This is a genomic window from Neptuniibacter sp. QD37_6 (genome assembly GCF_047778085.1).
In the GTDB taxonomy this organism is placed as follows: domain Bacteria; phylum Pseudomonadota; class Gammaproteobacteria; order Pseudomonadales; family Balneatricaceae; genus Neptuniibacter.
The window spans coordinates 689,263-702,001 of record NZ_CP180550.1; the positions used below are offsets into that span (position 1 = coordinate 689,263).

13 protein-coding genes are annotated in these 12,739 nt (G+C 45.2%); 4 read left to right on the plus strand and 9 right to left on the minus strand.

What is annotated here, in order from left to right; all coding sequences use genetic code 11:
- Position 1: 1 nt before the first annotated feature.
- A complete protein-coding gene (gene folK / locus ACMXYO_RS03025; protein ID WP_415886983.1) occupies positions 2-541 on the plus strand; it encodes a 2-amino-4-hydroxy-6-hydroxymethyldihydropteridine diphosphokinase in 540 nt (179 codons plus the stop codon).
- Here the strand turns inward: folK and ACMXYO_RS03030 are convergent.
- The 9 genes from ACMXYO_RS03030 to lptD are packed head-to-tail and all read right to left on the minus strand — an operon-like array spanning position 531 to position 9,945.
- Positions 531-1,280, minus strand: coding sequence for a pteridine reductase (locus ACMXYO_RS03030; protein WP_415886984.1), 750 nt, complete (start codon positions 1,278-1,280; stop codon positions 531-533). The genes folK and ACMXYO_RS03030 overlap by 11 nt on opposite strands.
- Positions 1,281-1,290: 10 nt before the next feature.
- Positions 1,291-2,382 carry a hypothetical protein gene (locus tag ACMXYO_RS03035; protein WP_415886985.1) on the minus strand — a complete coding sequence of 364 codons (1,092 nt, stop codon included), beginning with the start codon at positions 2,380-2,382 and terminating at the stop codon, positions 1,291-1,293.
- Positions 2,382-2,702, minus strand: a complete 321-nt coding sequence (gene glpE / locus ACMXYO_RS03040) for a thiosulfate sulfurtransferase GlpE (RefSeq protein WP_415886986.1) — start codon at positions 2,700-2,702, stop codon at positions 2,382-2,384. The genes ACMXYO_RS03035 and glpE overlap by 1 nt, the downstream gene beginning before the upstream one ends.
- A gap of 6 nt (positions 2,703-2,708) precedes the next feature.
- Positions 2,709-3,569: a symmetrical bis(5'-nucleosyl)-tetraphosphatase gene (locus ACMXYO_RS03045; protein WP_415886987.1), complete on the minus strand. Its 861-nt coding sequence runs from the start codon at positions 3,567-3,569 to the stop codon at positions 2,709-2,711.
- 15 nt (positions 3,570-3,584) lie between these two features.
- Positions 3,585-3,971, minus strand: coding sequence for a Co2+/Mg2+ efflux protein ApaG (gene apaG, locus ACMXYO_RS03050; RefSeq protein ID WP_415886989.1), 387 nt, complete (start codon positions 3,969-3,971; stop codon positions 3,585-3,587).
- Positions 3,972-3,982: 11 nt separating this feature from the next.
- The gene (gene rsmA, locus ACMXYO_RS03055; protein ID WP_415886990.1) at positions 3,983-4,789 is read right to left on the minus strand and encodes a 16S rRNA (adenine(1518)-N(6)/adenine(1519)-N(6))-dimethyltransferase RsmA; all 807 of its coding nucleotides are present in this window, start codon (positions 4,787-4,789) and stop codon (positions 3,983-3,985) included.
- A gap of 3 nt (positions 4,790-4,792) precedes the next feature.
- Entirely contained in the window at positions 4,793-5,791 is a 999-nt protein-coding gene (pdxA, locus tag ACMXYO_RS03060; protein WP_415886991.1) for a 4-hydroxythreonine-4-phosphate dehydrogenase PdxA, read from the minus strand.
- Positions 5,792-5,795: 4 nt separating this feature from the next.
- Positions 5,796-7,094 carry a peptidylprolyl isomerase gene (locus ACMXYO_RS03065; protein ID WP_415886993.1) on the minus strand — a complete coding sequence of 433 codons (1,299 nt, stop codon included), beginning with the start codon at positions 7,092-7,094 and terminating at the stop codon, positions 5,796-5,798.
- Entirely contained in the window at positions 7,084-9,945 is a 2,862-nt protein-coding gene (gene lptD, locus ACMXYO_RS03070; RefSeq protein WP_415886995.1) for an LPS assembly protein LptD, read from the minus strand. The genes ACMXYO_RS03065 and lptD overlap by 11 nt, the downstream gene beginning before the upstream one ends.
- Before the next feature lie 244 nt (positions 9,946-10,189).
- On the opposite strand from lptD, the gene ACMXYO_RS03075 reads away from it, so the two are divergent.
- Genes ACMXYO_RS03075 through djlA form a run of 3 tightly spaced genes read left to right on the plus strand, consistent with a single transcriptional unit; the run spans position 10,190 to position 12,736 of the window.
- The gene (locus ACMXYO_RS03075) at positions 10,190-11,242 is read left to right on the plus strand and encodes an aminoglycoside phosphotransferase family protein (protein WP_415886996.1); all 1,053 of its coding nucleotides are present in this window, start codon (positions 10,190-10,192) and stop codon (positions 11,240-11,242) included.
- Positions 11,239-11,925: an N-acetylmuramate alpha-1-phosphate uridylyltransferase MurU gene (murU, locus tag ACMXYO_RS03080; RefSeq protein WP_415886997.1), complete on the plus strand. Its 687-nt coding sequence runs from the start codon at positions 11,239-11,241 to the stop codon at positions 11,923-11,925. The genes ACMXYO_RS03075 and murU overlap by 4 nt, the downstream gene beginning before the upstream one ends.
- A complete protein-coding gene (djlA, locus tag ACMXYO_RS03085; RefSeq protein WP_415886998.1) occupies positions 11,915-12,736 on the plus strand; it encodes a co-chaperone DjlA in 822 nt (273 codons plus the stop codon). Before murU ends, djlA begins: the two co-directional genes overlap by 11 nt.
- Positions 12,737-12,739: the final 3 nt, after the last annotated feature.

The window sequence follows — 12,739 nt, forward strand, 5'->3', positions numbered from 1 at the left end:
GATGGCTCAAGTCTATGTCAGTATTGGTAGTAATATCGATAGAGAGCATTATATCTCGCAAGCGCTGGATGCCTTGTATAAGCATTTTGGCGAGCTGAGTATATCTAGCGTGTATGAGAGTGAAGCGGTAGGGTTTGTTGGGGATAACTTCTATAACCTAGTTGCCGGTTTCGTTACTGATTTGCCATTAGCTGAACTATCTCCGTTACTCAAAAAGATAGAAGATGACAATGGTCGTTGCCGTAAGGGGCCAAAATTTAGCGGTCGTACCCTCGATATCGATATTCTTACTTATGATGATTTAGTCGGTGTACATCATGGGGTGCAATTACCCCGAGATGAAATTACCAAGAATGCTTTTGTCTTGTGGCCCTTAGCTGAGATAGCAGCAGAGGTGTCTCACCCTGAGCTGGATGTGACATATCTAGAAATGTGGTCTGGTTATGAAAAGGCTAAGCAGAAGTTGTGGCCAATTGACTTTCTATGGCAAGGCCGATCATTACCTTGCGTGTTTCAAACTTTAAAAAATGCTAGTGGCTGAATAGGGATTTTCCGCCATCTACCGCGAGTACTTGTCCGGTTATATATTCTGCTGAAGAAAGAAATGCTATTGCTTGGGCTATATCTTCCGGTGAGCCTATACGATTCAGTAGCGTCTTATCCAAAATACTTTGCTTCTGATCTTCTTCTAATTCTTGTTCTGGCCATAAAATTGCGCCGGGTGAAACGCCGTTAACTCTTATCTCGGGTGCTAATTCTTTAGCCAGAGACTTAGTCATCATCTCTAAACCCGCTTTTGCAATTGAATAAATTGGATAGCCGGGTAGCCCACGTTGTGAGTGAATATCGATCATATTGATAATGCAGCCATGGTTTTGGCGAAGTAATTTGCTTAGTGAGGCTGCTAGGAAGTAGGGGGCACGAAGATTGGAATTTATTAAGTCGTCCCATTGCTCTTGAGTGCTTTGTTCGATCGGCGTTGGGTAGAAGGATGAGGCATTATTAACCAGTAAATCGAGTTTGCCGAACTTAGCCTTTAAATCTTCAGCTAGTTGTTCAACTTGTTGCATGCAGTTCAGGTCTGCAGAAAAGATAAAAGCACTATTAGGACGTATATGGTTAAGGCTTTCTTGTAATTCTTGGGCAGCTTTAACTGATTCCCGGTAGTGAATGGCTACCGTATATCCCGCTGCATGAAGTGTTGAGGCTGTTGTTGCACCAACTCTACGTGCACCGCCAGTTATCAGTGCTATTTTTCTTGTGGTAGTGTTGGTGCTCATTTGATGTCCCTCAGTGCTCTTGGTTACATATATTGAGACGCAGGCGCTGTATCTCTTTACCTAGTTCAGGTCCTTTAAAACCTTGTTTGATGAGGTTGGCGGGTTGAATCTGGTTGATAGAATCTAATATTGTAGCTAGTGATTGATAGCTAGGTTCTGGGTGTAGTGCATCTACACAGATCAATAATTTTTCTAGGCGCTGTGGTCGGCGAATCAGATCAAGGGTTTGGATAGTCTGCAGTTTGTCTTCTGCAGATAGCTTATCGAATTGACTAAGGTTCTTGTGCTGTTGTTGGCACTGTGAAGCAAGCTCTTTTGCTGATTTTTGCGTCCTTAATCGATCACAAAAAGCGCTCAGCACTATCTCATTATCCAGAGCGGTCAGGCAGGCGAACCGGCAATCAGCATCCTTAGCTGTTTGTGTTGAGCGAATAAAGTTTGTAGCCCAGTCTGGTTGCGCCATCAGATTTTTTAGTTCAGGAAGAACCTTTTCGATCGCTTTGGTTTTTTGCAGCAGCTCTAAGAATACCCATGGAGAAGGTTCAGTTAATGCGCGTTCAAACTCTTTCCATACTCTTTCAGGGGTCAGATGCTCTAGCTCATCGCCTCTGGCTAACTCCCTCATTAATGCTAAGGTTTCATTAGCTACACAAAACCCTAGGTGATGGTAGCGCGCTGCAAAACGTGCCACGCGCAAAACGCGAAGCGGGTCCTCTGAAAATGCGGGGGATACGTGACGTAAGATCTTTTGCTTTAAATCTTCCTGACCCTTGTAGGGGTCATGGATTATGCCTTGATCGTCCATTGCCATGGCATTGATTGTTAGATCGCGGCGAAGGAGATCCTCTTCCAAAGTGATCGCTTTATTGGCGTTATATTCAAAGCCGGTATAGCCCTTACCCGATTTCCTCTCCGTACGTGCTAGTGCATATTCTTCACCCGATTGGGGGTGAATAAACACGGGGAAGTCTTGACCTACAGGTTGAAAGCCTTGTTGAATCATCTCTTCAGGGCTTGAGCCCACAACGACCCAGTCCTTATCGTAAACAGGGAAATCTAATAACTTATCTCTAACTGCGCCGCCAACTAAATAGATCTTCATTAAGCTGTTTCACACAGGTCCGGTTGTTCTACACGCCATGCCTCAAAACCCCCGTTGATGCTATAGACTTCATCAAAACCTTGTTCAACAAGGAATTGAGCGGCTTGTTGGCTGCTTATGCCGTGATAGCAGCATACGAGTAGAGGCTTGTCCATGTCGGCTGCAGCGATATAGTCATGTAGATTTTCATTGCTGAGGTTATAAGACCCACTAATGTGGCCTTGTGCAAAGCTGTTAGGATCTCGAATGTCGGCAACCTGAGCTCCGTCTTTGATCAACGCTGCTGCTTTTGGAGAATCTATACACTCAAATTGACTCATAAAAAGTTACCTGTTGCTTAAATAAGTTGATGCCGGAGGTGGCTTTGGTTTTTTGCCCTGCGCTGGAACGCTAAAAAGTTGATGGTCCTCCAGGCGAAGGGCGGTTAGTTTGTTGCCCCAAACACAACCTGTATCAAGTGCAAAAACATGCTCAGCATCGGCATTACCCTCTAAAGCTGCCCAGTGGCCAAATAGAATACGGATCTTGTTTTCTGTCGGATCTTTTCGTGGCGTTTTAAACCAAGGCTGGTAGCCTTTGGGTTGTGAGGCAAGTGAACCTTTTGCTAAAAAATCTAATTGCCCTTCAGGGCTGCAAAAGCGCATGCGTGTTAGATAGTTCGTAATAAGGCGTAAGCGTTCCCAGCCACTTAAGTCAGAACTCCATAGATCGGGTTTGTTGCCATACATGTGGTTGAAAAAAGTTTTGGCTTGGTCGCTTTGCAGAACTTTTTCTACTTCTTTTGCGCGTTTGCGGGCTTTACGAATAGTCCAGCAAGGCGGAATACCTGCGTGAACCATTACCACGTTAAGTGATTTGTCATGCGCGATTAGCTTTTGCTTACTTAGCCAATGCATTAGCTCAATACGGTCTGGGGCTTCTAATATTTCATCCAGAGTATCGCTGCGTTTGCAGGTTGTTGCTCCATAGTGGACGGCGAGAAGGTGTAAATCATGATTTCCCAGAACGCAGGTCGCTTGGTCACCTAAATTGAGAAGAAACCTTAAAGTTTCTAGTGAGTTAGGGCCGCGATTAACGAGGTCTCCAGCGATCCATAAATGGTCGCTTCTAGTAAAGTTAATAGTTTTAAGTAGGGCTTGTAATTCGTCGTAGCACCCTTGGATGTCGCCAATCGCATAGGTCGCCATACTGGTTGCCTGTGTTTAGTGCAATGCGTTAGGTCTTGCTAGAGTGAATGCTGCAATAGGTGCTTTAAATTGAGTGCCTTCATCGGTGCTCATTTCATAGTGGCCTTGCATGCTGCCGACGCTGGTGGCTAATACTGCACCGCTTGTATAGGTATAACTAGATTCTGGATCAATCACAGGTTGTTCGCCAACAACGCCTTCGCCCTGAACTTCTTGGATGTGTTGGTTGCCATCGGTAATTAGCCAATGGCGGTTAAGAAGCTGGACCGGCATATCATTATGATTGGTGATCGTAATTTTGTAAGAAAAAACAAAGCGTTTGCTGTCTGGATCAGATTGTTGGGCCAGATAGTTGGTTTCTACGTCGATATTGACGTTGTTACCTAGGTCTATAGTTTCCATAAATGCCTTATTTAACCTTTCTGATCTGTAAGGTAGTTACTAATGCGAACAAAGTCTGAGATAGGAAGCTTTTCAGGTCGTAAGCCTGGATCGATGCCGATCTCTTCTAGCGCATCTGCAGATAGTAAAGGTTTTAAATTATTGCGCAGCGTTTTACGGCGCATATTGAATGCCGTGCGTACAACGGTTTCAAATTGTGAAACATCTTTGGCTACGTGAGGTAACTCACGGTAAGGTGTGAGCCTAATGATTGCTGAGTCTACTTTAGGAGCGGGGTTAAATGCGCCTGGAGGTACGACAAACAGCGACTCAACTTTGCAGTAGTACTGCGCCATGATGCCTAATCGACCGTAATTGTTTTCGCCTGGTCCAGCAGCCATGCGATCAACTACCTCTTTTTGCAGCATGAAGTGCATATCTTCCACTTGTTCAGCGTGGCTAAGTAGATGGAAAATTAGCTGAGTAGATATGTTGTATGGGAGGTTGCCTACAATGCGAAGCCTCTTTTCTCCTTTTTGTAGCTGGGAGAAATCAAACTTCATCGCGTCCGCTTCATGAATGCGGAATTTGTCAGCGTAGTTAAAGAACTTGGTGCGTAAGATCGGAGGAAGGTCTCTATCTAGCTCAATCGCATCAAGTTCACCTGCTTCGCTCAGCAGTTCTTCTGTCAGGGCGCCTAACCCCGGGCCAATCTCTACTAGTTGATCTGATTCATGAGGTGCAATAGATCGAATAATGCGACGAATCACGCCGTGATCGTGCAAAAAGTTTTGCCCGAAACGCTTGCGGGCTTTGTGTGCTACTGGTTTTTTAGTCATGAATTAGTTCGTAGTTTGATTGCGGTGGGTAGCCATGATGCCAGCGTATTCAATCGCGGTCATTAGGCTGCCTGAGTCGGCAGTTCCAGTTCCGGCAAGATCCAATGCAGTACCATGATCTACCGAGGTGCGAATAATAGGCATGCCAAGCGTAATATTCACAGCTTTGCCAAAGCCTTTGTATTTTAGCACTGGAAGGCCTTGGTCGTGGTACATGGTTAGCACGGCATCTGCTGTAGCAAGGTACTTGTCTGTGAATAGTGTATCAGCTGGCCAAGGGCCACTGAGAGTTATGCCTTTTGCTCTGAGTTTATCTAGCGTAGGTTCTATGACTTCAATCTCTTCACGACCTAAGTGGCCACCTTCGCCTGCGTGAGGGTTAAGGCCGGTGACTAGGATGTTGGGCTCTTTGATGCCAAAGCTGTTTACTAGATCGTGATGTAATACTTCAATTACTTCAGTGAGTAATTTGGGTGTAATTGCATCGGCAATGTCGCGAAGGGGAAGGTGGGTTGTTGCTAATGCAACTTTTAATCCTTCGGTTGCTAACATCATGACGACTTTATTGGTTTCTGTTAATGCTTCAAGAAATTCGGTGTGGCCGCTAAAAGGAATGCCAGCATCATTAATAATGCCTTTATGCACAGGAGCTGTGATCAAAGCGTCACAAGTTCCATTGATGCAGGCTTGTGTCGCTAATGTTAACGTTTCCAGAACATAAGGTGCGTTATCACTATTAAGCTCTCCAGGAATCGCTTCAGTTTTTAGTGAAATCGGAACTACCTTTAGAGTTCTTGCGGGCGTGGGCGACGGTGGAAGCTCTGGGTCGAACTGTTCAATCGATATCGGCAGTTGCAGTTTTTCCGCGCGTTTGCGCAGTAGTTCAGGATCTGCAAATGCGATCAATTCATGGTCATGGCCCTGTTGCGCAATTTGAATGCACAGGTCGGGGCCAATGCCAGAGGGCTCACCAGGGGTGATTGCTAATCTATTGATACTCAAGCAATCACTCCTTAATGTCGACGTAGGCCTGAGAGCGGATCTCGCGTAACCAGTTAGTTAATTCTTCGTTGTACTTGCGTTTGCGGATAGCTGCGCGAGCCTGATTTTCTTGCATCTGAGCGCCGAGGTCTTCTGTGCGCGTATCTAAGACCGTCAAAATATGCCAGCCAAAGCGTGATTCAAAAGGAACTGATACTTGCCCAATACCAGTATTGTTCATCACTTGTTCGAATTCTGGCACCATTTGGCCGTCTTGCGTCCAGCCTAAAGAGCCGCCTTCAGAGCCACTTGCCGGGTCGTCACTATACTCTTTGGCTAATGTAGCAAACTCTTCGCCAGATTGTATGCGTTGGTACAACTGGGTTATTTGGCGTTTAGCCTGCTCAGATGTGCGAATCTCACTTGGCTTAAGCAAAATGTGGCTTACTAAGCGCTGAGGCACTAGTTGTACAGCACCGCCGCGCTTATCCTTCGCCAAAAGAATATGGAAGCCACTTGGAGATCGTACTGGTTTGCTGAATTCGCCAGGAGGTAGTTTACGAATCGCATTACCTAGTACTTCTGGTAGTTCGTTTACCTTTCTCCAGCCTAAATCTCCGCCTTTAAGGGCATTAGGGGCATCGGAAAACTCTACGGCCATTTCAGCAAAATCGGCGCCGGACTTTAGCTTTTTGAAGACTTTATTAGCTTCGCGCTCCGCTTTCTGAATTGCCTCAGGGGATGCTTGGGATGGTGTAGCAAGAAGAATGTGTCCGAGGAGATACTCTGCTGAGGTCTGTTCCTGGCCGCTAGCTGAGTTTAGGAAATTTTCTAGTTCCTGCTCGGATACGCGGATTCTTCGGTTAACAAGGTTTTGCTGTACATTGGAGATCAGCATCTCGTTGCGGATCTGCTCTCGAGCTTGATTATAATCTCGACCTTCGGCAATTAGAGCATCGCGGAATTGATCTAAAGTAAGACTATTCTGAGCTGCGATCCGTGCAATAGCTGCATCAAGCTGACCTTCTGTTACTCGAATGCCTTGTCTGGCAGCTAATTGCTTTTGGATGCTGTCGATAATCAGGCGGTTTAAAACCTGTTTATGTAAAATGTGCTCCGGTGGTAGTTTGGTATTCCGGGCGCTTAGTTGCTCTTTGACTATAGCAGTGCGCTGTGCCAATTCGCTTTGCATAATTATGCCGTCATTGACAACGGCAGCAACTCGATCCAGTGGGATTTCCGCAGCCAATGTTGCTTGCGATGTAGGAATCAGTAGTCCGAAAACAGCTGCAGAAAATAGTATCTTGCGAAGCTTATTTGTCATTGTGCTCTTCACGCTCTTCATAACCAATAATGTCATTTAGGAAGCCATTGCTGCCGCTACCAAATGATCCAAGCCCTTTTAGGGTGAAATTCAGGAACATGCCTGTATCGTAATTGTCTTTATCGTCTAGCCAGCGGCGACCGGCAAAGCTGACTTTCCAGCAGCAGCTTTCGTATTCGAGGCCTAGTGCTGATTCTAGGTTATCGTTTTCTTCAATATCATGTAACCAGCGACCCATTGCAGTCCAGCTGCCACTTAAAGGCCAAATGAATGATAAGTCTGTCTGCTTACGAGTGTCTTCTTCATAACGGTAGCTGAAGTCAAACCGATGATCTAAGTCGCTGTTATAACGTAAGCGCAGGTTTGATTCAGTATTGCTGAAATCGTTGTTATCTAAGATAGCATCAAAGTTGACGCGGAAGTTTCTGTTTAGATACCAAACTGCTTCCGTCGCAATGTCGCTCTGACCTTCAGTGGAATCCGGTGATGCTGGGTTTAGTTGTACTTTACGGTCAGCGAAATAGTAGGCTTGACCAATACTTAGACTGCCTTTCTCATAGCCATCTTGTCCGAAGAATCGGGTGGCAATTCCTAGCGATATCTGTTTTGTATCTCCAATCCTATCCTTGCCGCTAAAGCGGTTGTGACGGAATAGTGAGTTATAGCTGAAGCCGAGTTCGGAAGTGTCGAAGTCAGGAATCTCATCTTGATTTTCTTCGGGAATGTATAGGCCAAAAATTCGTGGTTCTAAGGTTTGAATCCCGCCGTTGCTAAGTGTTCGCTCGAAAATTACAGTGCTATCTAAACTAAGTATAGGCACGTTAATGCTAGGGCTTTCACTCAAGCCTGATAGTTGATTGTCTAAGCTGTAATTACTGCTCCAAAGAGATAACTCAGGTTTGAGGTAGCCCCATGGTGCTTGCCATAGATAATTAATCGTAGGCATTATGTAGCGGCGATCGCCAATAATTCGGTCTCGACCGGTTAGTCCTGATAAATCTCTATCGAATTGTGTGTATTCAGTAATGTATTTGAATTCACCAGCTTCACTAAATTTATTTTCGCCTTTTAGGGTAAGTTGAGGAAGGCGTTTATACGGTGACTTGCTATTGTCGTCGATAGTTTGATAATCGTGAACGCGTGCTTGAAAACTCCAGTTCTTCTGGTTATATGTTATTTCGGCGCGTTGGTCTAGGTGATCTTGGCGACTTACCTCAAGGTTCGTATCTAAGTCTTCAAAATAGTCGTTATCACTTACCGAGCTGAAATCAATGCTCGTATGCCATCTTTGAGAAGGTTTGCCATTATGCTCTATATTGAGTAACCATCTGTCCTCATTCAAGGTGTTGTCGTTAGATAGATAGGCAGTATTTAATGTATTGCTAGACCAGTCATTCATGTAGCGGAATTCGTTTTCTAGCAATAGGCCTCTATCAGACATGTGGCGAGCAGTAAGAGTGTCGTCCATGTTTGGTGCGATATTAAAGTAATAAGGCACTGATATATCTAGGCCGTCGTCGGTACTGTAACCAATGGTTGGGTATAGGAAGCCGGATTTGCGGCGATCATCGATTGGAAAGGTAAAGTATGGTGAATAGAATATCGGCACACCCGCTACACGGATGACAGTATCTTCTGCTGTTCCAATGCCTGTGTCTTGGTTTATTTCTATACTGTCTGCTTGAAGTTTCCATGCGTCGCTGAATGGTGGGCAGTAGGTATAATCACCGTTTTCTATTCTTAGTCTTTCGTCTTCTAAGCGAATAATCCTGTCCGCTTCACCGCGGAAACCATCCTCATGCATTACATATTGAGTATCGTTGAAAATAGCTTCAGAACTGGATGTGTCTATTTGGGCTGTGTCACTTAGCATAAGTAGCCCTGGCTCTCTATATACTACATTTCCTTCTAATCGAGCTTTGTTGGTAACTTGATCTAATTCTGCAGAGCTAGCGCTTAGTCGGCGCACACCTTGACGCATAGTCACGCCACCCTGTAAACGGCTTAGCCCACCGATAATTGTAGATGACTGGTCAGCCTCGAGGTATAGCGGAGGGTTTTCTAGGTGTTCATCGCCTGCAATTGGGTAACTAGGCTCTATATAACGCCCGGCACATTGTTGACCTTGAGGGTTCCTGTAATAAGCCCAATCCAAATGAGAGTATGGGTTTTCGGTATTATACAGTGGTTCAGATGAGCCACTACGTTGCTGTGATTGAGGAAGACTAAGCGCGTGTATGTTGACTTTGTGACAATCCCAATCGCCGCTTGGGCTCGTGCCACACTGCCATTCGCTTCCAATCACTTCGGCTGTTTGTATAGGCTGGTGAGTAACGACAGCTGGAGCGGTGGTTTGTACGTTCGTTTGCGTAGGTGTTTCAATCGCTAGCTGAGGTTGTTGCTGTGCTTGTTCGATCTCATCGTTACAGAGCCATTCACCATTTGTCCCAGCAATACAGTCCCAAACTCCGTTGCTTGTAGCTTTTGCCTTTACGCTTGGGCGGCTTTGGGTTGTAGCTGGGACCGAAACTACGGCTTCTTGCCTAACTCTAGGAATGGGTGCTGCTTGGGCGGGTGTTGTTGCTTTAATTTCAACCGGCGTAGCTGGAGGGCTAGGTGTTGTTGAAGCGGGTTGTTGAGCAACTGATTCCTGAAGCGTTTGTTTGGTCACTTCGGTCTGATTAACCAGCTCTTCATTCACAGAGCAATCCCATTCGCCATCTTTGGTCATGCTGCAACTCCAAGCCATCTCTTGTTCAGATGGTTTGTTTTCTGCAGTCGCATAGCTAGATACTAATGCAGCACTAATGGCTAACGTTAGTGAATATGTCGATCGTTTGGCGAAGGGCATCAAATACTAAATCCGTTTCAGCGGTTCCGAAGAATTCGGTTGTGGCCGAACCTCAGTGAAATTAAGCATAAGGGGCAGAATGATAAATCATTCTAGGCAGTGAGTGTAGAGTTCTGCAGGGTTTTTGTTGATAGTTAAGAATTAATGATTAGCGAATGAATTACCGATCTCTTCTACCTTTTTGGGTTATCGGAGTGTCATAATGGCCATCTAAAGCATTTAGATGGTTTGTGGGGCGTATTAGATGGATCTGCGGTATACAGATTTAAAAGAGTGGTTGTTGGAAATTTTGCCAGCCTTTTCGGGGTTTGATAGTGATGATTGGCAGCTCGAAACTGTATCAGGTGATGCGAGTTTTCGACGTTATTTCCGTGCTATATCTGGTGAAAATACTTGGATAGCTGTAGATGCCCCGCCTGAGAAAGAAGACAGCCGCCCTTTTATAGAAGTGGCAACAGCGTTGGAGCAAACAGGTGTTCCTGTGCCGCATATTCACAATCATGATCTATCTAAAGGTTTTATGCTTCTTGGTGATTTTGGTGATGATCTTTATTTAGATCAGCTTTCAGATGAGAGCGTTGATGAGTTGTATGGCGAAGCTTTAAAGACCTTGTTGTTGATGCAGAGCTGTCAGCCTGCTCGGGGTAAAGAATTACCTTTGTATGACGAAGCATTGCTTCGTCGAGAAGTCGAGTTGTTCCGAGAATGGTTTGTGGAAAAGTTACTGGACGTAAAATTGAATGATGAGGCGCAGCGCTTAGTCTCTTTTCTATTTGATTATCTAATTGATTCCGCCTTAGAGCAGCCGAAGGTTTTTGTGCATCGGGATTATCATTCTCGAAATATTATGTATCGCAAGGATCAGGCGCCGGGAATTATCGATTTTCAGGACGCTGTTGAGGGGCCAGTTACATACGATTTAGTATCGTTGTTGCGAGACTGCTATATCGATTGGTCGGATGAAAAGGTTTATGGCTGGGTCGAGGGTTACAGGCAGGCCTTGATAGCTAACGGTCAGAATATGCCAGATCGAGTTTATTTTAAGCGTTGGTTTGATCTGATGGGTGCGCAGCGTCATTTGAAGGCCATAGGGATCTTTGCGCGTTTGCATATGCGGGATGGTAAGTCTGGGTATCTGGCAGATATACCAAGGACACTGAATTACCTTATTGCAGTGGCAGCCAAAGTTGAGGAATTAAAGCCAGTGGCTGGATGGATGGTGTCGGAATTGCTGCCAGCGATGCGTAAGAGTGAATATTTCTCTGATGCTGTTTTGGATAATTGGGTTATGTCATGAAGGCTATGATCTTAGCGGCGGGTTTAGGGACTAGAATGCGTCCTTTAACGTTGAAAACGCCTAAGCCGCTCTTAAAAGTCGCCGATCGAGCTTTGATTGAATATCACATTGAGCGTTTGGTCCGAGCTGGTATCAAAGAAATAGTGATTAACCATGCCTGGCTTGGTTCTCAAATAGAAGAGTATCTCGGGGATGGGTCTAAATACGGCGTTTCAATATATTACTCTGCTGAATCTGAGCCTCTAGAAACGGCGGGCGGTATTCGTAAGGCTTTGTCATTGTTGGCGGCTGGTGGTGAAAAACAGTTCTTGTTGGTTAATGGTGATGTCTTTACAAACTACCCATTTGAAACATTGCTGTCTGAATCTGATGATTCTCATATAGTGTTGGTACCTAATCCTCAGCATAACCCTAATGGTGATTTTGGGTTACAGCAGGGACGTGCGAATAGCGAGGATGAAATAGGTTATACCTTTAGCGGAATTAGTCGTTTATCTATTGAGATGTTTGAAGGTATCGCGTTAGATGAGAAAGCGCCATTGGCACCGTTGCTTAGAGAGCAGATGGCTGAAGGGAAGGTTTCAGGTGAGTTGTTCGAAGGTTTTTGGGCAGATATCGGAACACCTGAAAGATTGGATGAGATAAATAGATTAGTTTTGGGGAATCAGATTAATGGCCTTTGATGCACAAGAGGTGGGCGCGCAATTAGGATCAGGCGTTAAGCGGTATTCTACTTCTATATTACTGGGTGCTGCGGTAGGTTTGTTTTCCGGTGGATTCTGGGGGCTGATATTTGGTGGGTTTGTCGGTTACTTGATTAGTCGAGCGCTTACCAAAGCGGTTGCTGCAGTTAATCCTCAAGAGGCTTTCTTTAAAGCAACGTTTTCCGTTATGGGGCGAATTGCGAAGGCAGATGGGCGCGTAACAGAAGATGAGATTCAATTTGCGCGAAATGTAATGACCCAAATGCGCTTAACCGATGAGCGGAAGCGTGAGGCGATTGATCTTTTTACTCAAGGAAAGAGTGAAGACTTTGAATTTGGTAAAACAGTAAAACCACTAGCGATTCTTTTGCGTCACCGACCTACGGTCAAATTGATGTTTATTGAAATTCAATTACAGGCTGCTATGGCGGATGGTGAGGTAAGCGCGCCAGAACTAAAAATTATCGAAGAGCTCTGTCATCTACTGGAATTTGGTGCGGATAGTGTTGAAGAGGTGATCGCTCGCGTCAAAGCACAGCGAGATTTTTATCAACACGGTCAGGCTGGTGTTGATGCGGCAGTGCTGTTGAAAGATGCTTATGCGGTTCTAGGCGTGAATGAAAGTGCATCTGATGCTGAAGTGAAAAAAGCTTATCGTCGCCAGATGAGTCAGCATCATCCAGATAAGTTGGTTTCTAAGGGGTTACCAGAGGAAATGATTGAGCTGGCCAAAGAGAAATCTCAGGAAATTCAGGCGGCTTATGAGCGAATAAAGGCGGCACGGAAATAAGAG